We start from the raw sequence: 21520 nt of genomic DNA, 5'->3' as shown, positions 1-21520 counted from the left end.
ACCGGAGCGCATGGGACAAGTTAGGAATAATGGGGCGATTTTACTTAATTAAGTAAAGGCCGGCAAGGGAGATCTTTTTAAAGATAATGAGAGAAAAGCGGATTAATTATGCATGGATTTCATAATATTTTGATTTTCTCCTGCTTTAAAATACCTTTGGAACGCTTACAAAAGTTGAAAAGAGAAATCATATTGTGGTAAAGTTTTTCCGCTCAGGCAACCCTCTTACGGTAGTGTTGCTGTTGATGTATACAATCCTGGTAAAATTCTATTACCTGATCCATCCGTCCACCTATCTGGCTGATGGGAATGAGGGTCTGTTGTACGATTTGCTTGTAAAATGGATGGGGATGGTATTTGGTAAAAATCCGTTCCTGTTTACTGCGCTGGCAGTACTGCTGTTATTACTGCAGGCTTTGCTGGTGACGAAGATTGTCAATCACCAGCGGCTGTTTGCCAAGACGAACTACCTGCCCGCGATGGCTTATATGCTTTTCACGTCTTTGTACCAGGGCTGGAATGTGTTTTCTCCTGCTTTGCTGGTGAACCTGGTGATGCTGTGGGTAATTTCCAGTATAACACTGTTATACACCCGTACTTCGGCCAGGGATGTGGTATTTAACATCGGGTTTGCGTTGGGCGTTTGTGGTTTGTTTTACTTCCCTGCTACTATTTTCTGTCTTCTTTTATGGTTAAGTCTCCTGATCATGCGTCCATTCCGGCTGGCGGAGTGGATTATTGCATTACTGGGGCTGATCTGTCCGATATACCTGCTGGGTACGTACCTGTTCCTGACAGACCATTGGGCGTTATTTGCCCGTATTCCACGAATTGGTCTGGAAGTGCCTGTGATTGGTCACTATAAGGTATGGGGCGCCATGGCGGTAAGTTTATTCTTCTTTGCTGTGGGTTGGTTGCTGTTGCAGCGTACCCTGAAGAAGATGCTGATCCAGGGACGTAAGATCTGGAGTGTAATGGCGGTATATGTATTTATCGCCATTGTGATTCCGTTCTTCAACGTTCATTTTTCCCCGTCATACTGGATCCTGGCTATTCTGCCACTTTCCCTGTTTGTCGCAAATGCGTACTGGTCTATTGTCAATAACACCGTTGCCAATATCGTCCATATACTGACATTGGCATATGTGATTGTCATGCAGTACTTCAGCAGAAACTAGCTGACATCCGTCTGAGTTGTTAAAACCGGACGAGCGGCTATGGAAATGTGCGGGCGGCGTAGTAATTTTGTGCCTTTCCGGTAATTTCGATCAATGGTTCAACAGCTATTAATTTCCGGATAAAGGATTGATTAATATTTAGGACCGTAACTTTCAATATATTAACATGAAATTTGGGGTTGTCACCTTTCCGGGCTCTAACTGCGATCACGATGTGATCGATGCCCTGCGCAATGACCTTGGGCAGGAAGTGATAGCGTTATGGCATAAGGATTCTGACCTCAGCCAGTTCAGTACGACGGACTGTATTGTGCTGCCGGGCGGTTTTTCTTATGGCGATTATCTGCGTTGCGGTGCAATTGCGCGTTTTAGTCCGATGATGCAAAGCGTGATAGACTTTGCCGGTAAAGGTGGCCGTGTGATTGGTGTGTGTAATGGTTTTCAGATTCTTTGTGAAGCGGGGTTGTTGCCGGGCGCTTTATTGCAGAACGGGCATCAGCAGTTTGTGTGTAAGAATGTATACCTGAAAAGTGATAATACATCTGCATCCCTGACGAAAGATGTAGCTGGCCGTGCATTAAAGATTCCTATCGCCCATGGCGAAGGTCGCTATTATGCTGACGACGCTACGCTGGAAAGTCTGTTTGCCAATAACCAGGTATTGTTCCGTTATTGCGATGAATTTGGTAATGTTGTGGATGATGCGAACCCGACAGGGACGCTGCGCAATATTGCCGGTATCTGTAACAAGGAGCGTAACGTATTTGGTCTGATGCCACACCCGGAGAGAGCAACCAGCACTGTATTGGGTAATACAGATGGACAGCTTATTTTCCAGAGCCTTATCAATAACAATTGACTTAACGAGTGAAAAGCACTCTTATTTTTTGAAATCAAGCCAACCAACCAGTTAAAAAAAAATCTAAGTATGAGAAAATTACTGACAGCAGTTATTCTGTTTGCCCTGCCGATGCTGGCGAGTGCGCAGATAGAAAACCCGGTAAAATGGGATTTTACCGCTAAGAAAATTGACGCAACTACCTATGAACTGCACATGACAGCTACAGTAGAGAGCAACTGGCACCTGTACGCACAGGAGGCTGGTGAAGGTCCGGTTCCTACCAGCTTCAAGCTGACTAAAAATCCGCTTGTAACACCTGTAGGCAAGATCCGTGAAGTGGGCAAACTGCACAAGGCATTTGACAAAAACTTCGATTCCGAACTAAAATATTATGAAAACCAGGTTGATTTCGTACAGAAAGTGACTGTGAAAGGTAAGGCTGCCACTAAAGTAAAGGGTAGCGTAGAGTTCATGGTGTGTGACGATCACCAGTGTCTGCCACCGAAGGAAGTGGAATTCGCAATCAGCGTAGGAGGAAAATAAAGAAATTACGATACATGATGGCATCAACCGTCTGTTAGAATGAATTGTAAACGAGTTCCCCAAGGAGCTCGTTTACTGTTTGGAATGGTTGAAAGTCTTTAAAGCCTATTAGTTATATGAAGCATTTGCTGACGTTCCTTATCCTTATCACCTCTGTATTTGCCGTAAAAGCACAAGACACTACTACACAGGCGTCTGTAGCAAAATGGGAATACACTGCGGAGAAGAAGGCTGACAAGGAATATATTTTACATCTGAAGGGTACTGTAGAGAAAGATTGGAAGTTGTTTTCCACTACCATGAAAGATGATGAACCTAATACCCGTGTAGCGGTAGATAGTGCTGCGACCATCACTGGTATTACGGAGCAGGGGACACTTAAAAAAGCGCCCGAAGCATTATTTGACAATCTTGAGATTAAATACTTCGAAGGTCAGGTTACACTGGATGTGGCGGTAAAGCTGAGCGGAGCGGTAACCAAACTGGAAGGTGCGGTAAACTACATGGCACTGAAAGGTGACGAAGTGGTAGGACCGGAGGAAGTGAAATTCCGCTTTAATGTGGATGCATCCGGTAATATCGTGAATGTGGCTGCCGGTTTACAGGAATCAGCTGTCGCCGGCCAAACACTGAAGCGTGCTGCCATCGATATGGCGAATCCGCTGAGTAACTGTGGCGGTGCTGATCAGGAGCCAAAGAGTCTTTGGGGATTGTTTATATTGGGTATGATCGGTGGTTTTATTGCATTGCTGACGCCTTGCGTATTCCCAATGATTCCTTTGACCGTATCTTTCTTCACGAAGAAGTCACAGGATAAGAAAACCGGTGTGCTGAACGCCAGCATTTATGGTTTCTTTATCTTCCTGATTTATGTGTTACTGAGTCTGCCGTTTCACTTCCTGGATTCACTGGATCCTGAAATTCTGAATAACATTTCCACTAATGTATGGTTAAACCTGATCTTCTTTGTGATCTTCATTGTGTTTGCCATTTCGTTCTTCGGATATTTTGAGATCACTTTACCAAGCGGACTGGCCAGCAAAGTAGATGCGAAAACAAGTGTAGGAGGTATTATCGGTATCTTCTTCATGGCGCTGACACTGGCACTGGTATCTTTCTCCTGTACAGGTCCTATCCTCGGTTCATTACTGGCAGGATCGCTGTCCACCGACGGAGGGGCTATGCAGCTGACAGTAGGTATGGGTGGTTTCGGATTTGCGCTGGCATTGCCATTTGCGCTGTTTGCGATGTTCCCGAACCTGTTGAAATCACTGCCAAAATCCGGTGGCTGGTTGACTTCTGTGAAAGTAGTACTGGGTTTCATCGAGATTGCGATGGCGATCAAGTTCTTATCCAACGCTGACCTGGTGACACACTGGGGACTGGTAAAACGTGAGGTGTTCTTCGCAGTATGGATTATCTGCGGATTCCTGATCGTATTGTACCTGTTGGGTAAGATCCGTTTCCCGCACGATGCACCATTGAAGAAGATCAGCACTACCCGTTGGATACTGGCGGCGATTTTCCTGGCGATGACGATCTATCTGTTACCGGGCGTAACCAATACGAAATATGCGAATCGTCAGCTGATCAGCGGTTTCCCTCCACCATTGAGCTACAGCCTGTATAAAAATGCGGCGAAGGGGGTGGAAGCAAACGTAGTGAATGATTACGAAGCTGCGTTGAAACTGGCGAAAGAGCAGCATAAACCGATTCTGATTGATTTCACCGGATGGGCATGTGTGAACTGTCGTAAGATGGAAGAGAATGTATGGCCGGATGAAAAAGTGAAGGCGCTGATAGAGGAAGATTACATCCTGGTATCCTTGTATGTGGATGACAGGAAATTATTACCGGAAGATCAGCAGTTTCTTTTCACGACGAATACTGGTCGTAAGAAAGAGATCAAATCTATCGGTGATAAATATGCCACTATGCAGACGGAGAATTTTGTGAATAACTCTCAGCCTTATTATGTGTTGATCAGTCCAGATGAAAAGCTGCTCACGAAACCTGTAGGTTATACACCTAATGCAGGCGAGTATGCGAACTGGCTGAAATGCGGATTGGATGCATTTAAGAAGAATAAATAGTTAGTAAGTATATTTATTTTAAATGGCTGCCTTGTGATGGGGCAGCCATTTTTTATTTATATTAGTCGTACGTGCTTTTTGCCATCTGTTAACCATAAAAACCATATCTATGACGGTTCTCTTTTAGGGGGAATGTACACTTGTTAACCAACCATTTCAGCAAAACCATTGATCTGAAATTTGTGCTGCGTAATGCGGCAAGGGACTTTATTTGTTAACCATAAGCCAACCATTTTAATGAATCATTCACAGGACGTTTATGACGTTCGGGGAGAAAGTATTCCCGAAGAAAAGGCGTTATTATATTACTTTATCAGTGAGGGGAAAAAAAATATCATCAAGCTGGTATTGTATGAATACGTCAGACAGTTTAATGGCCGGCCATTATTTAATCTGGGTTTTGGAGATCTTGACCCCAAAACGGGAAAATTATCTGACGAGAAAATGTCTGATAATGAAGATCATTACCGTGTATTTAACACCGTATTGGCCACCATACCGAGATTGTTGAGCGAATACCGTGATGGCGTAGTGATGGTGCGTGGAAGCGATAGTACACTTCGGTTTATGGAGGATTGTAAAAAAGTTTGTGTGAGAAAATGTGTTGACCATCTTTGTAAAAAAGCGCACAGAAGGATTCGTATTTACGGGAATTTTCTGAACAAGCATTATGAACTTTTAAATCAAGCATTTGCATTTCACGGTACGGAGGGAATAGAAGAGGATAGTCCAACTGAGCCGTATAAAAAAGACAAAAGCTATAAGGGGATAATTATTGAAAAAAGATTAAATTAGTATTATGAATACACCAGACATACCAAAGGAATTATTATTTACTGACGAGGAAATGAAAGCTATGTCACATGACGAAATTATGGACAGAGTTGGAAAGATTGTAGCTACTGGTAAGCTCTTTTTCCCCGGAATGAAAGAGTCTGGCGAAGAGTTTGCACGTCACCTTGAGCAAACCTGGAAACCGGATTGGTTAGAACATTCGAAGGATTGACGTTATCCGTAATTGATTATCTATTTTCCCCCTTACAGGGGCATAAAAAAGGCGGATGTGCATATTGCACATCCGCCTTTTACATTTATTTCAAACAGATCAGAACTGATAATTTGCGAGTTCCGTCATGGCTATTTTTTCCTGTTGTCCTGTCACCATATTCTTGATACTCACCAGTCCTTCTTTCACTTCACTTTCACCCATAATGATCACATAAGGAATGTTACGCTTATTGGCGTATTTCATCTGCTTATCCATTTTTGATGTTTCGTGGAAGAGTTCAGATGAAACACCTTTTGCACGCAGTTGCATCACCAGTTTAAACGCGGTGCCGGTGGTCTCGGCATCGAGGTTGAAGAACAGGACCTGCGTACCTTGTTGTGCGGTAGCGGGGAATAACTGCAGTTCTTCCAGTACGTCATAGATACGATCTACACCAAAGGAGATACCAACGCCGGAGATACCTGGCAGTCCAAACAGACCGGTGAGGTCATCATAGCGGCCGCCGCCACCGATGCTACCCATTTTCACGGCTTCCGGTGCTTTTACTTCCACGATCATACCGGTGTAGTAGTTCAGACCACGCGCCAGTGTTACGTCGAGGATCGGCGTTGTTTTGAATGCCTCAGGTTGTGTATGCAGTACATAGGATAGTTCCTCAATACCTTTCAGACCGGTAGGGGAGTTCTGGAACAGTACACCTAACTGTTGCAGTTTTTCCTCATTGGAACCGCTAATGTTAAGGAAGTTTGCAATTTTTGTGATCTCGGTGTCAGACAGGCCGCGTTCCTGTAATTCTTTTTTAACACCATCCATTCCAATTTTATCAAGTTTGTCGATCGAAATGGTAATATCGGTCAGCAGGTCGGGTTGACCCACGATTTCAGCCAATGCACCAAGGATCTTACGGTTGTTGATACGCACTTCATATCCTTCCATACCGAGTTTGGTGAACACGGTATCATAGATCAGCAGCAGTTCGATTTCGTTGAGCAGGGAGTTACTACCTACAACGTCAGCATCGCACTGATAGAATTCCCGATAACGGCCTTTGGCAGGGCGATCGCCACGCCATACGGGCTGCATCTGGTAACGTTTAAAGGGAAGTGCCAGTTCATGTTGATTCATTACCACATATCGGGCAAAAGGGATAGTGAGGTCATAACGCAGCGCTTTTTCACAGAGCAGGATGCCAAGTTCCCGGCTATCTTTTGCCTGTTGGGCGCGTCCGAGGATATCACCGTTATCGAGGATCTTGAATATCAGTTTATCACCTTCTTCACCGTATTTACCAGTAAGCGTATCCAAATTCTCCATCGTTGGTGTTTCCAGGGGCTGGAAGCCAAACAGTTCGAATGTTTCGCGGATGGTCTGGAAAATGTATTGCCGCTTTCTTACTACAACCGGTCCGAAATCGCGGGTACCTTTTGGTATACTGGGTTTTATCATTATTAGTCAGTTATGCTTTGAGTAATTATTTTTTACCTGCAACGATTTTTTCGCAGGCATCATATATCATTTTGTATACCGGATCGAACAGGGCATCGTCGTACCATGGATCGGGAACCGGTTGCTGATCGTCCAGCAGCAGCTGCACTTTTGCCTTGTCTTCTTCGGTGCGGGCCTTCAGAATGATATCCCTGTAATTATTCAGGTCCATTGCAAATATGCGGTCAAATTCGTCAAAATCAGCGGTCTGGAACTGACGGCCACGCAGGCCGGATATGTCAATACCGTGGCGCTGAGCGACTTTTACAGAGCGGCGGTCGGGCGGATCACCGACATGCCAGTTGCCTGTACCGGCTGAATCTACTTCCCAGTTCAGTCCCTGCTGAACGGCAAGGTGCCTTAAAATACCTTCTGCCAGGGGCGAACGGCAAATATTGCCCAGGCATACCATCAATATTTTCATAATTTCCGCAAACCTACAAGATTTTAACATTATTTTATCAGGAGATCTGAATCTTGAAATATCGTGTGTTAGCCTATGTCCGCGTAAAATTCCCCAAAATGAGTCTTATGGAATTCTGCGTTTTTTGCATCTATATAGTAAGAATGAATAATACCATACTTTCTTTTTTATGCGTATGTATTCTTGTGATAATGTACGACATAGCTGGGATGGATGATGTATTTAACATGCCTTTAACAAGTTCTTAAGTAATTAGATGTAGATTGAATATGAAAAAATGTGTGTATGCCCGACGTTTATAAAACTGGCCGCAGTGGCTGGTTTGCCAATATAAGTTCTGGCATGCAATCGGATTTTTTTAACAATCTTCTAAAAGAACAGGTATTTATTTGGAAATATTTTTTTGTATACTTGTAATTCGCTAACAATGCTAATGCAACAAGAAAGATCTGGAAACACGCGGACTGAGGTAAATTATCGTTCGCTCGGGGAATTAATCAGGGGTATATTTTTTGTACTCTTTGGACTGTATGCAATATTTGCGCAGAAATACGGCCTGGGTGAATTTCAAATTTCTCAAACTGTACTGAATATTTTGGGCGGTGTACTAATTGCGTACGGCCTTTTCCGTGTATATAGAGGAGTAAGGTATCTGTTTCATCAAAAGGGTTAAATAAGAGACGAACATATGTTTACCAGATTAATCAGGCATGGCCGGATAGCTACTATCCTGTTAGCAGCGACAGCTTTACTGGCCTCTTGCGGACAGGCCAACACGTCCGGGGAAGAGCGGGATACGCCAACTTCAGGTACCATCAGAATAAGCGTGGATGAAACCTATCGTCCATTGATGGAAGCAGAGATCAAAGTTTTCGAATCTTTGTATAAGAAAGCGCATATCATTGCTGAATACAAACCTGAGGCAGATTGCTTCAAGGACCTGTTGAACGACAGTTCAAGGCTGATCTTTGTAACCAGGGATTTTAACGAGCAAGAGACGGGATATATAAAGGAGAAGAAGATTGCTCCACAAAGCATGTTACTGGCATGGGACGGAGTAGCGCTGATTACTAACCATAGTAATCCGGATACCATCCTCACGATGGACCAGGTGCGGAAAATTATGGACGGAACTGATTCCACGCAGAAACGTCAGATAGTTTTTGATAATCAGAATTCAAGTACGGTAAGATATGTCCTTGATTCAATCAACAAGGGAAAACCGTTACCATCTGATGTGATGGCTGCGAAAACAAATCCTGAAGTGGTTGATTATGTGGCAAAATTAAAAAATGCGATTGGCGTAGTAGGGGTGAGCTGGATCTCTGATCCGAACGACTCTACCTCTATAGAATTTACAAATAAAGTGACAGTGGTAAAGGTGCGGGCAGATTATGGTTCAGAATTTGTAAAACCATATCAGGCATACATCGCTCTTGGCTCCTATCCCCTTAAACGTGGTTTATTCTTTTGTCTGAAAGAACCATACGGAGGATTAGGATCAGGGTTCGCCACTTTCCTGGGGAGTTATGAAGGACAGATGATCATTTCAAAATTCAGACTGTTCCCTGCGAGGTTGAACGTGGTATTCAGGGAAGCGAACATTAGGTAAAAAAACTAACACAACTAAAATTTAAAACCGGATTGCTCATGAACAGACGGAAAAGTTTAATTGTTGCAATGCTGTGCGTCGCGAACGGCGCTATGGCTCAATCTGTGGAAGATGGATTGAAAGACCTGTATTATGGCAAGTATGAAACAGCCAAACAGACGCTGGAAAAAGTTATTGCAGCTAAACCTACAGAAGACAAAGCATATTATTATCTGGGTATTGCACAGTTAGGAATGCATGATGACGCCGGTGCCGCTGCTACTTTCACAAAAGGGCTGCAGGCTGTACCGACCTCTTCACTCCTGCAGGTGGGTATGGGACGCCTTGATCTGAAAAAAGGTGATGCAGCTGCTGCAAAACAGAAATTTGATGCAGCCAGCACAGCTACTGAAGGTCGTGACGGCGATGTAGCACGTGCTATCGCTGACGCCAGCAGCGAAATCAAAGGTGGTGACCGCGGTTATGCATTGTCAGTAATGGAAAAACTCCTGAACAATGAAGGCCGTAAGAAAAAACAGATCTACAATCCAATTGCTGCCGATTATATCGAGTTAGGTGATGCTTATCGTTACCTGGGTGGTGAAAATGGTGGTAAAGCCATCACTTCCTACGATAAAGCACTGGAACTGGATCAGAACAACGCAGAAGCGGTAATGAAACAGGGTCTGGTAAACTACAACGCAAAACTGTTACAGGATGCGGTGAACGACTGGACCAAGGCTACCAACATGGATCCTAACTATGCGCCTGCTTATTTCGAACTGTATCAGTTCTATATTACTCCAACCAAAGCGCAGCTTTCCCTGGAAAATGCAGCGAAATACCTGGAGAAATATATGGCGGCAGTAGGTGAGGGTGCCGGTAAAGTTGAAAATGAATACAACCTGGCTGCGATCTCTTTCTACAGAAAAGATTATGATGCAGCTATCAACAAAGCGAAAGGTGTACTGCCACAGACGAATGAAACCAACAAAGGTAAATTCGTTCGCCTGCTGACAGATGCTTATCTGCAGAAAGGTGATACCGCTACGGGCAGACAGGTCATCGAAGAGTACGTGAAAACTGTCGGCGACAGCAAACTGGAAGCGAACGACTACAAACTGTTGAGCGCTATCTACCAGCAGCATGTAACAGATTCCGCACAGGAAGCTGTTAACGATTCACTGGCAGGTCTGTACATGGAGAAATACGCTCTGGCTGATACCGCTAAAGATGCTGAGAAATACAGAACCGTTGCAGAGAACTTCAAATCTATGCACGACTTCAAACGTTCAGCTGAATGGTATGGCAGACTGGTGAATGATTTCACTGACGAACAGAACACTGGTAAAGTACAGGATATGTTCTTCAAAGGTACTATGGAGATCTATGCACGTCAGTACGATGCAGCAGATTCAACCTGGGGTGCTTTCGCTGCTAAATATCCTAACAACGAGGCTTTAGGTATCTACTGGAGAGGCCGTGCTAACATGGCGAAAGATCCGGAAGCAAAAGACGGTGCTGCAGTACCATATTTCCAGAAATTCTTTGAGATCAAAGGTGATGAAAAGATGAAACCAGCTCAGCTGATGTTCCCTTATCAGTACATGATGATCTACTACTATAACAAAGATGATCAGGCGAATATGAAGATCTGGATGGATAAGGTAACTGCTATCGATCCAAGCAATGCAACTGTAAAGGCTATCCAGGAAAACATGGATAACAAGAACAAAGCAGCTGCTGCAAAACCAGCTCAGGGTAACAAAAAATAATTACTCAGACTTTATATAAAAAGCCTCCTGTCGACTGACAGGGGGCTTTTTTATTGCCGGTTGGCGAAAAAAGATAATATTTTAATCCTTCATAAGATTTGATTTTTGCATTAGTTAGCCTATTTTTGCTCATTCGGAGAATTATTTTATACAGGGAAGCTTATGTTTACAGACACAGTACTATTGTCAGCAACTACTCCTTTCAGTTACTTTCCAATTGTGATGCAGCTTTTGGCTGCACTTGGCTTTGTAGGCGTTACGATGCTTGCTACTCACTTTTTAGGTCCAAAGCGTAAAACAAGCGACAAACTTGCTACCTTTGAAAGTGGTATCGAGCAAAAAGGGAATGCACGTCAGCCAGTAGCCATTAAATACTTTCTTACCGCCATTTTATTCGTGCTTTTCGACGTCGAAGTGATTTTCTTCTATCCTTATGCGGTGAATTTCAGGGGTTTAGGATGGGACGGTTTCATGGCTATGTTACTTTTCGTAGCGTTCTTTTTATGCGGTTTCATCTACATCCTGAAGAAGGGTGCATTGAAATGGGAAGACTGATTTTTATATAATTATTGCAGAGAAGATTGCCGGTATGGGCAGTCCTGTGTGCGTTTAGGTCAAATCTGATTTTGGAAATTTTTAAATCTGACATGGTATGGCACGTCCGGTTCAGTATAATGAAAAGGTGAAGAGTGTGGCAGTACCCGAGGGGTACTCCGGTGAAGGTTTTTTTGCTACGACTTTCGACCAGGTAATTGGTCTGGCTCGTAAGAATTCCATCTGGCCTCTGCCATTCGCTACCTCCTGCTGTGGTATCGAATTTATGGCAACCATGGCATCTACCTATGATATGTCCCGTTTTGGCTCTGAAAGAATGGCTTTCACTCCACGCCAGTGTGACCTGTTGATGGTCATGGGAACGATCTCTAAAAAGATGGCGCCTGTATTACGTCAGGTATACCTGCAGATGGCTGAACCTCGTTGGGTGGTAGCTGTAGGCGCCTGTGCGAGCAGTGGTGGTGTATTTGACACTTATTCCGTGTTACAGGGTATCGACCAGGTAATTCCTGTGGATGTATATGTACCAGGTTGTCCTCCACGTCCTGAAGCCATCATCGATGGCTTTATGCGTGTACAGGATCTGGTAGGTCAGGAAAGCCTGCGTCGCCGTCACAGCGATAAATACAAAGAATTACTGAACTCTTACGGTATCCAGTAATTCCAATAGGAGCTATTCAATAGATAGGTCAATTCTACGACTAGTCAAATCTGAAATCGAAAATCTGAAATCGTAATGTCTTTGACAAACGACTATATAAAGCAAAGGTTAGCAGAAAAGTTTGGTGAATCAATCAGCCAGGTGGAAGAATCCTTTGGGACAATGTCATTTACAGCACCCAAAGACCTGAACCTGAAAGTAATGCAGTTCCTGTACGATGAAGAGGAGCTGCAATTTCGTTTTTTAACGGACCTCACCGCCGTACATTATCCTGACAGGACGGGTGAGGAACTTGCAGTAGTATATCACCTGTACAATTTTCAGGAGCGGATAAGACTGCGTCTTAAAGTGTACACCAGCATTGAGGATACCCGTGTATTCACAGCTACCCGGCTGTTTGAATCAGCCAACTGGATGGAAAGGGAAACATACGACTTCTTTGGGGTGAACTTCGTTGGGCATCCTAACCTGAAACGTATCCTGAACGTGGATGAAATGACTTATTTCCCCATGCGTAAGGAATTTCCGCTGGAAGATCAGACCCGTACCGATAAGGACGACGAAATGTTCGGCCGCGGCGGGCATATTGGCATTTAATAATTTATTCGTTTGAACATGTCAGAGCAACATATCACACTGCCGGAAGGCTCTATTGAGAGGCAGACACAAACCCTTAACCTGGGACCTACGCACCCTGCTACACACGGGGTATTTCAGAATATCCTGGAAATAGACGGTGAGCGTATTGTGAGTTCGGAATCAACGGTAGGTTATATCCACCGTGCATTTGAGAAGATAGCAGAACGTCGTCCTTATTACCAGATTACTCCTTTAACAGACCGTCTGAACTATTGTTCGTCGCCTATTAATAACATGGGATGGCACATGACGGTAGAAAAACTGCTGGGCATTCAGACGCCTAAGCGTGTGGACTACCTCCGTGTTATCATCATGGAACTGGCCCGTATCACTGACCACCTGATCTGTAATGGTGTGGTAGGTGTGGATAGCGGCGCCTTCACCGGCTTCCTTTATCTCATGAAATACCGTGAACTGGTATATGAGATCTATGAGGAAATATGCGGTTCCCGTCTGACGACCAACATCGGTCGCGTAGGCGGTTTTGAAAGAAACTTCACACCGGCTGCTTTTGAGAAAATAGAACGTTTTCTGAAAGAATACCCGGTAGCACTGAAGGAGTTCGAAACCATGATGAACCGTAACCGTATTTTTATGGAGAGGACGCAGGGTGTAGGACCGATCAGTGCTGAAAGAGCCATCAACTACGGTTTCACCGGTCCAAACCTGCGTGCAGCAGGCGTAGACTACGACGTACGTGTGGCACAGCCTTACTGCTCTTACGAAGATTTTGAATTTACTATACCTGTAGGTACTACCGGCGACTGCTACGACCGTTTCCTGGTACGTAACGCCGAAATGTGGGAAAGTCTGAGCATCATCCGTCAGGCGATGGATAAACTGAAAGATCTGCCTTCAGACGTATACCATGCAGATGTACCTGCTTACTACCTGCCTGAGAAGAGCGCCGTATACACCAAGATGGAAGCGCTCATCTACCACTTCAAAATTATCATGGGTGAATCTGATATCCTGCCGGGCGAATTATACAATCCGGTAGAAGGCGCGAATGGTGAGTTAGGATTCTATCTTATCAGCGATGGAGGCCGTAGTCCTTACAGGCTGCACTTCCGCCGCCCATGTTTCATATATTACCAGGCTTACGCAGAACTGATCAAAGGCGCGATGCTGAGCGATGCGGTTATCTGTATGAGTAGTCTGAATCTGATCGCAGGTGAACTGGATGCTTAATTTTTAATTTTTTCTTTCATAGTTATGTTTTCTGAAGAGAAGCTGAATAAAGTAAAAGAGATCATCGCCCGTTACCCGGCAGGGAAACAGAAGAGTGCCCTGATTCCGGTGCTGCACCTGGCACAGGAAGTATCTGGCGGATGGCTTAGTTCGGAGACCATGGATTACGTGGCTTCCCTGCTGCAGATCACGCCGATCGAAGTGTACGAGGTGGCTACCTTTTACTCGATGTTTAACCTGCAACCTGTAGGCCGGTACGTATTTGAGGTCTGCCAGACAGGCCCGTGTATGCTGCGTGGTTCAGATAACATCATTGACTATATTAAAAAGAAACTGGACATCGGTGTAGGTCAAACTACAAAAGATGGCCTGTTCACCCTCAAAACAGTAGAGTGCCTTGGCGCCTGCGGATATGCTCCGATGATGCAGCTGGGTAAACATTACCGTGAGCACCTGACCCCTGAGAAGGTAGATGCAATCATTGAGGAATGCAGAAGTAAAGCAAACTAAAACTTTGAATGACCGGTACGCCGGTCTACAATCATAAAAAGTAAGATGGGACGCAAACTACTTTTTGACAAAGCGCACATAGAAGGTATCCGGTATTACGATGTATACCGTGCCAACGGAGGTTATGGATCGGCTGAAAAGGCGCTCAAAAGCATGAGCCCTGATCAGGTGTTGGATGAAGTAAAGAAAAGTGGACTGAGAGGTCGTGGTGGCGCCGGTTTCCCTACCGGTATGAAATGGAGTTTCATTGCAAAGCCAGAGGGTGTTCCCCGTTACCTGGTATGTAATGCGGATGAATCTGAGCCGGGTACGTTCAAAGACCGTTACCTGATGGAGTTTCTCCCTCACCTGCTGATAGAAGGGCTGCTGATTTCCAGTTATACGCTGGGTTGTAATTCCTGCTATATCTACATCCGTGGTGAATACGCCTGGATTCCTGATATCCTGGAAGAAGCGATCGCTGACGCTAAAAAGAACGGCTGGCTGGGTAAAAATATCCAGGGTACCGGCTTCGATCTTGAAATATATGTACAACGCGGCGCCGGTGCTTACATCTGTGGTGAGGAAACTGCCCTGATCGAGTCACTGGAAGGTAAACGTGGTAACCCACGTATCAAACCGCCATTCCCGGCTGTAAAAGGGCTGTGGGATTGTCCGACTGTTGTGAACAATGTGGAAACACTGGCTACCGTAGTGCCTATCCTGCGCATCGGTGGTGAAGAATATGCGAAATACGGTACAGGTAAATCTACTGGTACCAAGCTCATTTCTGCCTGTGGCAATATCAACAAACCAGGGGTTTATGAGATAGAAATGAATATTTCCGTAGAAGAATTCATTTATTCTGATGAATACTGTGGCGGTATTGCCAATGGCAAACGCCTCAAGGCCTGTATCCCGGGTGGTTCTTCCGTACCTATCCTGCCAGCTAACCTGCTGCTGAAAACAGCTAAAGGTGAGCCGCGTATGATGACGTATGAAAGTCTGGCTGACGGTGGCTTTGCAACCGGTACCATGTTAGGTTCCGGCGGTTTCATCGTACTGGACGAAGACCAGTGTATTGTAAAAAACACCCTCACATTTGCCCGCTTCTATCATCATGAGAGCTGCGGACAGTGCAGTCCCTGCCGTGAAGGTACCGGCTGGATGAAACGCGTACTGCTGAACATCGAGAACGGTAAGGGTAAAATGAGTGATATAGACCTGCTGTGGGATATCCAGCGTAAAATAGAAGGTAACACCATCTGTCCGTTGGGCGATGCTGCCGCCTGGCCGGTAGCTGCTGCTATCCGTCATTTCCGTGATGAGTTTGAATGGCATGTGCTGCATCCTGAAGAGGCGACCAAACGCAATTACGGACTGGCTCACTATGCAGATCCACTGGAAATAGCTGCTCCTGCTGCTGTATAAGAATCAATTTAAGCGATGCAAAATGGCTGAAGAAAAGAAACTCTTTAAGGTTAAGATCGATAATATCTCCGTGGAAGTGGAGCCGGGCACTACCATTCTGAATGCTGCCCGTCAAATTGGTGGAGACATTGTGCCGCCTGCAATGTGCTACTACTCCAAGCTGAAGGGTAGCGGTGGTAAATGCCGTACCTGCCTGGTGAAAGTATCCAAAGGGTCAGATGCTGATCCTCGTCCTATGCCAAAACTGGTAGCCAGCTGCCGTACCACCGTAATGGACGGTATGGAAGTGGCGAATATCACCTCTCCTGAAGTGCTGGAAGCACGTAAGGGGGTGGTAGAATTCCTGTTGCTGAATCATCCGCTGGATTGCCCTGTGTGCGACCAGGCTGGTGAATGTCACCTGCAGGACCTGAGCTACGAGCATGGCGCAGACAGCACCCGCTACGAATTCAAACGCCGTACATTCGACAGAGTCGATATCGGTGATAAGATACAGTTACACATGACCCGTTGCATCCTTTGCTACCGTTGTGTATTCACGGCTGATCAGCTGACTGAAAAGCGTGAACATGGCGTACTGGGTCGTGGTGAAGCTGCTGAAATCGGTACTTATATTCAGCAGTCCCTGGACAACAACTTCATCGGTAACGTGATCGATGTTTGTCCGGTAGGCGCGCTGACTGATAAAACCTTCCGTTTCAAAAACCGCGTATGGTTCCTGAAACCGGTAGATGCACACCGTGAATGCAGCGATCCTAAGTGTTGTGGTAAAGTGGCACTCTGGATGCGTGGCGACGAGGTGTTCCGTGTAACTGCCCGTAAAGACAAATACGGTGAAGTAGAAGAATGGATCTGTGATACGTGCCGTTTCGATAAAAAAGAAGTGAAAGACTGGGTGATCGAAGGCCCACGTAAAATAGAGCGTCAAAGTGTTATCTCTCAGGGGCACTATGTAGGTGTACATAAACCTAAAGATGCACTGGTAGAGGTACTGGATGGCCGTCAGCCGAAACTGCTGCTGGATATCCATAATATCAGCGAGGTGAATAAACCAAACATCGATCTGTCACAGATCAATGGTCCGGCACATTCCGACGACTTTAATAAGTAATGATTCATTCGTAATTCGTAATCGATAATTCGTATTTGATGACTATAGACTGGTTCTTTATCCTGGAAAAGATAGTGCTGATATCCGGCGTACTGGCGATATCACTGGTAGTGGCTATGTATTCTACATGGGGTGAAAGAAAAGTAGCTGGTATTATCCAGGACAGGATTGGCCCGAACAGGGCTGGTTTTATGGGTCTGCTCCAGCCGCTGGCGGATGGTGGTAAACTGTTCTTTAAAGAAGAGATCATCCCTGGCAATTCCAATCGTTTTCTGTTCATTCTCGGTCCGTCACTGGCTATGATTGTAGCCTGTATGACCAGCGCCGTAATTCCCTGGGGCGACACGCTGACGATTGCGGGGCACACTGTTTCGCTGCAGATCGCTGATGTGAACATTGGTATCCTGTATATTTTCGGTGTAGTGAGCTTAGGTGTATATGGTATCATGCTGGGTGGATGGGCTTCCAACAACAAATATTCACTCCTTGCATCTATCCGTGCGGCATCCCAGATCATCTCCTATGAGCTGGCAATGGGTCTGTCCCTGATCGCCCTGCTGATGATGACAGGTACTTTAAGTCTGAAAGAAATCGTCGAGCAGCAACGCCACGATGGTTGGAACGTACTGTACCAGCCACTTGGTTTCCTGATATTCCTGGTATGTTCATTTGCTGAGTGTAACCGTACGCCATTTGACCTGGCAGAAGCGGAGAGTGAGCTGAACGGTGGTTATCACCTGGAGTACTCTTCCATGAAACTGGGTTTCTATCTGTTTGCGGAATACATTAACATGTTTATCAGTTCTGCGCTGATGTCCAGCCTGTACTTCGGTGGTTATTCTTTCCCTGGTATGGATAGTCTGGGACTGGCGCCAAACCTGGTAACCATTCTGGGAACGGCGGCATTGTTCATTAAGATCATCTGCTTCCTGTTCTTCTTCATGTGGGTACGCTGGACGATTCCGAGATTCCGTTACGATCAGCTGATGCGTTTAGGCTGGAACATCATGATTCCGCTGGCACTGGCTAATATGTTGATCACAGGTGCGATCGTACTGTATCGCAGTACACATTAATTAACGACTTATTATAATAGCAATATGCAAGCTTTAACAAGTAGGGCAAAACAGGTAGACCGCAAACCGATGACTTTCATTGAGAGTATCTATTTGTGGAATATTATAAAGGGGATGATCATCACCTTCAAGCATATCTGGAAAAGGAAAGAAACGGTGAAATATCCGGAGCAAAAGCGTGAGTTCAGTCCTGTATTCCGTGGTCTGCACATCCTGAACAGGGATGCAGAAGGACGTGAGAACTGTACAGCGTGCGGTTTATGTGCGGTAGCTTGTCCTGCGGAAGCCATCACCATGGAGGCAGCCGAGAGAAAGGCGGGAGAGGAGCATCTGTATCGTGAAGAGAAATATGCTGCCCGTTATGAGATCAACATGCTGCGTTGCATTTTCTGTGGTTTTTGTGAAGAGGCTTGTCCGAAAGATGCTATCTATCTGACAGAAACATTTGCACCTGCTAACTACAAACGCGAAGGTTTCATCTATGGTAAACAGGATCTGTTGATACCGACTCCTGCGGAAAAGAAAAAAGCATAATTAAAGACAGTCTTAGCAAAAAAATATAATAGTCATTTAGCAATGGGAATGAGCTTACAACAAATCGTTTTCGGGGTACTTTCAATCATCTCTATTATATCCGCGCTGGGCGTGATATTGAGTAAGAACCCCGTTACCAGTGTTCTCTGCCTGATCGTTACCTTTTTTACCATCGCCGGGCATTACATCATGCTGAATGCGCAGTTCCTGGCAGTGGTACATATCATCGTATATGCGGGTGCTATCATGGTATTGTTCCTCTTTGTGATCATGTTGATGAACCTGAATGCAGAAATAGAACCACAGAAGCGTAACTGGCTGAAATATGCGGGCGCTATCAGTGGCGGTGCACTCCTGCTGGTATTGCTGGGTGCTCTCCGTGAAGCTGACGTAACTCCTCTGCAGCCCGGATCAACCGATATCGGATTGATCTCCAACCTTGGTAAAACTTTATTCAATCAATACGTAGTTCCATTTGAAGTAAGCAGCATCCTGTTCCTGAGTGCAATGGTAGGCGCCGTTGTAATCGGTAAAAGGGAAGCGTAAACCACAACAACTGTTAATCGTCATTGATCAATTTGTAATTCTTTAAAGATGCCTGTTCAATATTACATTTTCTTAAGCATTGCACTCTTTTGTATCGGGGTGATGGGTGTGCTGATGCGCAGAAATGCCATTATTATTTTCATGTGCGTGGAACTGATGCTGAATGCAGTTAACCTGCTGCTCGTAGCCTTTTCTAAGATGTGGGCAGATGCAGGTCGTGTGGATGCCGGCGGCGCACAGATCTTTGTATTCTTTATCATGGTGGTCGCCGCGGCGGAAGTTGCTGCTGGTCTGGCCATTATCGTGATGGTATACAGGAATTCACAGTCGGTGGATATTAATATCATGAACAGGCTGAAGAACTAAGAACTAACAGCTTGAATCGTAATTGTAAATCGTAATTAGTATTTGAATAGATGATACATCTAGTTTGGCTGGTACCATTTTTACCATTATTAGGATTCCTGGTGAATGGATTGGGAAGAAGATACCTCTCCAAATCACTGGCGGGTATAGTAGGAAGCGGAGCTGTATTAGCTGCCTTTGTGATTAGTTTGCTGATTTTCCTGGAAGTGAAAGCCCCGGGATTTCAGGCGCAGGTAGTACCGTTGTTTGATTTTATTTCCGCAGGCAGTCTGCATATTCCTTTCGCATTCCAGGTAGACCAGCTGAGCGCTTTATTTTTGCTGATCATTACCGGTGTCGGTTCCCTGATCCACATTTATTCTACCTCTTATATGCATGATGAAAGCAGTGAGGGTTTTGCGCGTTACTTCGCATACCTGAACCTCTTCGTTTTCTCCATGCTGATTCTTGTACTGGGCGCTAACTATGTGATGATGTTCATCGGGTGGGAAGGTGTAGGTCTCTGTTCTTACCTCCTGATCGGCTTCTGGTTCAAGAATACCAATTATAACAATGCTGCCAAGAAAGCATTCATTATGAACCGTATCGGCGACCTTGGTTTCCTGCTCGGTATCTTTACGATGATTGTACACTTCGGTAGTGTTTCCTTCCCTGAAGTATTTGAAAAAGCTGCGGCAATGGGAGCTGGTAGTAAAGTGATTCCGGCGATAGCGATCCTGCTGTTTGTAGGTGCTGCCGGTAAATCTGCTCAGCTGCCTTTATACACCTGGTTACCTGATGCGATGGCGGGTCCTACTCCGGTATCTGCCCTGATACACGCTGCTACGATGGTAACAGCTGGTATCTATATGATCGCGCGCAGCAACATTTTATATACCCTGGCGCCGTGCATTCAGACAGTCGTAGCGATCATTGGTCTGGCTACCGCTGTACTGGCAGCTACGATCGCGCTGAAACAGGATGATATCAAGAAAGTGCTTGCTTATTCTACGGTGAGCCAGCTGGGTTATATGTTCCTCGCACTGGGTGTAGGCGCTTATACCACTGCGGTGTTCCACGTAATGACACACGCATTCTTCAAAGCATTATTGTTCCTTGGTTCTGGTTCCGTGATTCACGCGATGGGCGGAGAGCAGAATATTAATAAGATGGGCGGACTGAAAAAGTATATGCCGGTTACGCACATCACTTTCCTGATCGGCTGTCTGGCTATCGCTGGTATCCCTGGTCTGTCAGGTTTCTTCTCTAAAGACGAAATCCTTGCTGAAACTTTCATATCCAATAAGCTGATGTATGGTATCGCGCTCCTCACTGCGCTGATGACTGCGTTCTATATGTTCCGCTTATATTATATCACCTTCTGTGGTAAATTCCGTGGTACACACGAACAGGAACATCACCTGCACGAAAGTCCTGCGGCGATCACGATTCCGCTGATCATTCTGGCGGTATTGTCCGTAGTAGGTGGTTATGTCGGTTTACCGGAAGTATTCGGTACCCACAGTATCCTGAAAGAGTACCTGGCTCCTGTATTTGCACCTTCTGCGCCTTTCATACATGAACATGCGCATCTGTCACATAATACAGAGTGGTTATTAATGGCACTGAGTTCCGTACTGGTGATCATCACGATCTTCTTCGCACGCAGCTGGTACCGCAATTATGAAGATAATGGAGAACCTCGTACCGGTATTGCCAAAGTACTGGAAAACAAATGGTACGTGGATGAGTTATACAATGCGATCATAGTGAAACCCCTGATGATGCTGAGCCGTTTCTTTGAAGAGGCGATTGAGAAATCAGGTATTGACCGTCTGGTGAATGGTGTAGGTCGTGGCGTACACTGGGGCAGTCAGCAGGTAAGACTGCTGCAGAGCGGCCAGGTAGGTTTCTACATCTTTGCTATGGTAATTGGAATGGTAGTTTTATTTGTGATAGGCTTCCTGCTGAAATAAGAAACTACCTGCACCATCATTAAAAAA

22 protein-coding genes are annotated in these 21520 nt (G+C 45.3%); 20 read left to right on the top strand and 2 right to left on the bottom strand.

Going from position 1 to position 21520, the window contains the following annotated elements; translation table 11 throughout:
- Nucleotides 1-194 precede the first annotated feature (194 nt).
- The 6 genes from CPIN_RS34815 to CPIN_RS34790 all read left to right on the top strand — a co-directional run bounded on the left by CPIN_RS34815 (nucleotide 195) and on the right by CPIN_RS34790 (nucleotide 5661).
- A complete protein-coding gene (locus CPIN_RS34815) occupies nucleotides 195-1178 on the top strand; it encodes a hypothetical protein (protein ID WP_148230697.1) in 984 nt (327 codons plus the stop codon).
- A gap of 166 nt (nucleotides 1179-1344) precedes the next feature.
- A complete protein-coding gene (purQ, locus tag CPIN_RS34810; protein WP_012794595.1) occupies nucleotides 1345-2037 on the top strand; it encodes a phosphoribosylformylglycinamidine synthase subunit PurQ in 693 nt (230 codons plus the stop codon).
- Nucleotides 2038-2106: 69 nt separating this feature from the next.
- Nucleotides 2107-2562, top strand: coding sequence for a protein-disulfide reductase DsbD domain-containing protein (locus CPIN_RS34805; protein WP_012794594.1), 456 nt, complete (start codon nucleotides 2107-2109; stop codon nucleotides 2560-2562).
- 116 nt (nucleotides 2563-2678) lie between these two features.
- Nucleotides 2679-4655 (top strand): protein-disulfide reductase DsbD family protein, encoded by a 1977-nt coding sequence (locus CPIN_RS34800; protein WP_012794593.1) that lies wholly within the window; start codon nucleotides 2679-2681, stop codon nucleotides 4653-4655.
- 237 nt (nucleotides 4656-4892) lie between these two features.
- Complete coding sequence (locus CPIN_RS37325) at nucleotides 4893-5450, top strand: DUF6934 family protein (RefSeq protein ID WP_012794592.1); 558 nt, start codon at nucleotides 4893-4895, stop codon at nucleotides 5448-5450.
- Nucleotides 5451-5454: 4 nt separating this feature from the next.
- Nucleotides 5455-5661: a hypothetical protein gene (locus CPIN_RS34790; RefSeq protein ID WP_012794591.1), complete on the top strand. Its 207-nt coding sequence runs from the start codon at nucleotides 5455-5457 to the stop codon at nucleotides 5659-5661.
- Nucleotides 5662-5760: 99 nt separating this feature from the next.
- Here the strand turns inward: CPIN_RS34790 and hisS are convergent, their stop codons facing one another.
- Both hisS and CPIN_RS34780 read right to left on the bottom strand, forming a co-directional pair.
- A complete protein-coding gene (hisS, locus tag CPIN_RS34785) occupies nucleotides 5761-7110 on the bottom strand; it encodes a histidine--tRNA ligase (RefSeq protein ID WP_012794590.1) in 1350 nt (449 codons plus the stop codon).
- Between the two features lie 25 nt (nucleotides 7111-7135).
- A complete protein-coding gene (locus CPIN_RS34780; RefSeq protein WP_044220419.1) occupies nucleotides 7136-7573 on the bottom strand; it encodes a low molecular weight protein-tyrosine-phosphatase in 438 nt (145 codons plus the stop codon).
- A gap of 688 nt (nucleotides 7574-8261) precedes the next feature.
- Here CPIN_RS34780 and CPIN_RS34770 point away from each other — a divergent pair.
- The 14 genes from CPIN_RS34770 to nuoL all read left to right on the top strand — a co-directional run bounded on the left by CPIN_RS34770 (nucleotide 8262) and on the right by nuoL (nucleotide 21493).
- The gene (locus CPIN_RS34770; protein WP_012794586.1) at nucleotides 8262-9185 is read left to right on the top strand and encodes a substrate-binding domain-containing protein; all 924 of its coding nucleotides are present in this window, start codon (nucleotides 8262-8264) and stop codon (nucleotides 9183-9185) included.
- Between the two features lie 38 nt (nucleotides 9186-9223).
- A complete protein-coding gene (locus CPIN_RS34765) occupies nucleotides 9224-10939 on the top strand; it encodes a tetratricopeptide repeat protein (RefSeq protein ID WP_012794585.1) in 1716 nt (571 codons plus the stop codon).
- Between the two features lie 162 nt (nucleotides 10940-11101).
- Complete coding sequence (locus tag CPIN_RS34760) at nucleotides 11102-11494, top strand: NADH-quinone oxidoreductase subunit A (protein WP_012794583.1); 393 nt, start codon at nucleotides 11102-11104, stop codon at nucleotides 11492-11494.
- A gap of 97 nt (nucleotides 11495-11591) precedes the next feature.
- A complete protein-coding gene (locus CPIN_RS34755; protein ID WP_012794582.1) occupies nucleotides 11592-12155 on the top strand; it encodes an NADH-quinone oxidoreductase subunit B in 564 nt (187 codons plus the stop codon).
- 75 nt (nucleotides 12156-12230) lie between these two features.
- Nucleotides 12231-12752, top strand: a complete 522-nt coding sequence (locus CPIN_RS34750) for an NADH-quinone oxidoreductase subunit C (RefSeq protein WP_012794581.1) — start codon at nucleotides 12231-12233, stop codon at nucleotides 12750-12752.
- Nucleotides 12753-12770: 18 nt separating this feature from the next.
- Nucleotides 12771-13985 (top strand): NADH-quinone oxidoreductase subunit D, encoded by a 1215-nt coding sequence (locus CPIN_RS34745; protein WP_012794580.1) that lies wholly within the window; start codon nucleotides 12771-12773, stop codon nucleotides 13983-13985.
- A 24-nt stretch (nucleotides 13986-14009) separates the two neighbouring features.
- Nucleotides 14010-14495: an NADH-quinone oxidoreductase subunit NuoE gene (gene nuoE, locus CPIN_RS34740; RefSeq protein WP_012794579.1), complete on the top strand. Its 486-nt coding sequence runs from the start codon at nucleotides 14010-14012 to the stop codon at nucleotides 14493-14495.
- 45 nt (nucleotides 14496-14540) lie between these two features.
- Entirely contained in the window at nucleotides 14541-15905 is a 1365-nt protein-coding gene (nuoF, locus tag CPIN_RS34735; protein WP_012794578.1) for an NADH-quinone oxidoreductase subunit NuoF, read from the top strand.
- A 22-nt stretch (nucleotides 15906-15927) separates the two neighbouring features.
- Complete coding sequence (locus tag CPIN_RS34730; protein ID WP_012794577.1) at nucleotides 15928-17016, top strand: NADH-quinone oxidoreductase subunit G; 1089 nt, start codon at nucleotides 15928-15930, stop codon at nucleotides 17014-17016.
- 38 nt (nucleotides 17017-17054) lie between these two features.
- Entirely contained in the window at nucleotides 17055-18092 is a 1038-nt protein-coding gene (gene nuoH, locus CPIN_RS34725) for an NADH-quinone oxidoreductase subunit NuoH (RefSeq protein WP_012794576.1), read from the top strand.
- A 24-nt stretch (nucleotides 18093-18116) separates the two neighbouring features.
- Complete coding sequence (nuoI, locus tag CPIN_RS34720) at nucleotides 18117-18626, top strand: NADH-quinone oxidoreductase subunit NuoI (RefSeq protein WP_012794575.1); 510 nt, start codon at nucleotides 18117-18119, stop codon at nucleotides 18624-18626.
- A gap of 48 nt (nucleotides 18627-18674) precedes the next feature.
- Nucleotides 18675-19172 carry an NADH-quinone oxidoreductase subunit J family protein gene (locus CPIN_RS34715; protein ID WP_044223165.1) on the top strand — a complete coding sequence of 166 codons (498 nt, stop codon included), beginning with the start codon at nucleotides 18675-18677 and terminating at the stop codon, nucleotides 19170-19172.
- 48 nt (nucleotides 19173-19220) lie between these two features.
- Entirely contained in the window at nucleotides 19221-19538 is a 318-nt protein-coding gene (nuoK, locus tag CPIN_RS34710) for an NADH-quinone oxidoreductase subunit NuoK (protein WP_012794573.1), read from the top strand.
- A gap of 50 nt (nucleotides 19539-19588) precedes the next feature.
- Entirely contained in the window at nucleotides 19589-21493 is a 1905-nt protein-coding gene (gene nuoL / locus CPIN_RS34705; protein WP_012794572.1) for an NADH-quinone oxidoreductase subunit L, read from the top strand.
- Nucleotides 21494-21520: the final 27 nt, after the last annotated feature.

This window comes from Chitinophaga pinensis DSM 2588, from assembly GCF_000024005.1.
GTDB classification, from domain to species: Bacteria; Bacteroidota; Bacteroidia; order Chitinophagales; family Chitinophagaceae; genus Chitinophaga; species Chitinophaga pinensis.
The sequence above is the reverse complement of the archived record's forward strand: the minus strand, read 5'-3'. Positions and strand labels throughout refer to the sequence as shown.

Bases quoted from the DNA above. Each gene is read 5' to 3' on its own strand.
- purQ (WP_012794595.1), top strand. From the start codon at position 1,345: ATGAAATTTGGGGTTGTCACCTTTCCGGGCTCTAACTGCGATCACGAT.
- CPIN_RS34805 (WP_012794594.1), top strand. From the start codon at position 2,107: ATGAGAAAATTACTGACAGCAGTTATTCTGTTTGCCCTGCCGATGCTG.
- CPIN_RS34800 (WP_012794593.1), top strand. From the start codon at position 2,679: ATGAAGCATTTGCTGACGTTCCTTATCCTTATCACCTCTGTATTTGCC.
- CPIN_RS37325 (WP_012794592.1), top strand. From the start codon at position 4,893: ATGAATCATTCACAGGACGTTTATGACGTTCGGGGAGAAAGTATTCCC.
- CPIN_RS34790 (WP_012794591.1), top strand. From the start codon at position 5,455: ATGAATACACCAGACATACCAAAGGAATTATTATTTACTGACGAGGAA.
- hisS (WP_012794590.1), bottom strand. From the start codon at position 7,110: ATGATAAAACCCAGTATACCAAAAGGTACCCGCGATTTCGGACCGGTT.
- CPIN_RS34780 (WP_044220419.1), bottom strand. From the start codon at position 7,573: ATGAAAATATTGATGGTATGCCTGGGCAATATTTGCCGTTCGCCCCTG.
- CPIN_RS34770 (WP_012794586.1), top strand. From the start codon at position 8,262: ATGTTTACCAGATTAATCAGGCATGGCCGGATAGCTACTATCCTGTTA.
- CPIN_RS34765 (WP_012794585.1), top strand. From the start codon at position 9,224: ATGAACAGACGGAAAAGTTTAATTGTTGCAATGCTGTGCGTCGCGAAC.
- CPIN_RS34760 (WP_012794583.1), top strand. From the start codon at position 11,102: ATGTTTACAGACACAGTACTATTGTCAGCAACTACTCCTTTCAGTTAC.
- CPIN_RS34755 (WP_012794582.1), top strand. From the start codon at position 11,592: ATGGCACGTCCGGTTCAGTATAATGAAAAGGTGAAGAGTGTGGCAGTA.
- CPIN_RS34750 (WP_012794581.1), top strand. From the start codon at position 12,231: ATGTCTTTGACAAACGACTATATAAAGCAAAGGTTAGCAGAAAAGTTT.
- CPIN_RS34745 (WP_012794580.1), top strand. From the start codon at position 12,771: ATGTCAGAGCAACATATCACACTGCCGGAAGGCTCTATTGAGAGGCAG.
- nuoE (WP_012794579.1), top strand. From the start codon at position 14,010: ATGTTTTCTGAAGAGAAGCTGAATAAAGTAAAAGAGATCATCGCCCGT.
- nuoF (WP_012794578.1), top strand. From the start codon at position 14,541: ATGGGACGCAAACTACTTTTTGACAAAGCGCACATAGAAGGTATCCGG.
- CPIN_RS34730 (WP_012794577.1), top strand. From the start codon at position 15,928: ATGGCTGAAGAAAAGAAACTCTTTAAGGTTAAGATCGATAATATCTCC.
- nuoH (WP_012794576.1), top strand. From the start codon at position 17,055: ATGACTATAGACTGGTTCTTTATCCTGGAAAAGATAGTGCTGATATCC.
- nuoI (WP_012794575.1), top strand. From the start codon at position 18,117: ATGCAAGCTTTAACAAGTAGGGCAAAACAGGTAGACCGCAAACCGATG.
- CPIN_RS34715 (WP_044223165.1), top strand. From the start codon at position 18,675: ATGAGCTTACAACAAATCGTTTTCGGGGTACTTTCAATCATCTCTATT.
- nuoK (WP_012794573.1), top strand. From the start codon at position 19,221: ATGCCTGTTCAATATTACATTTTCTTAAGCATTGCACTCTTTTGTATC.
- nuoL (WP_012794572.1), top strand. From the start codon at position 19,589: ATGATACATCTAGTTTGGCTGGTACCATTTTTACCATTATTAGGATTC.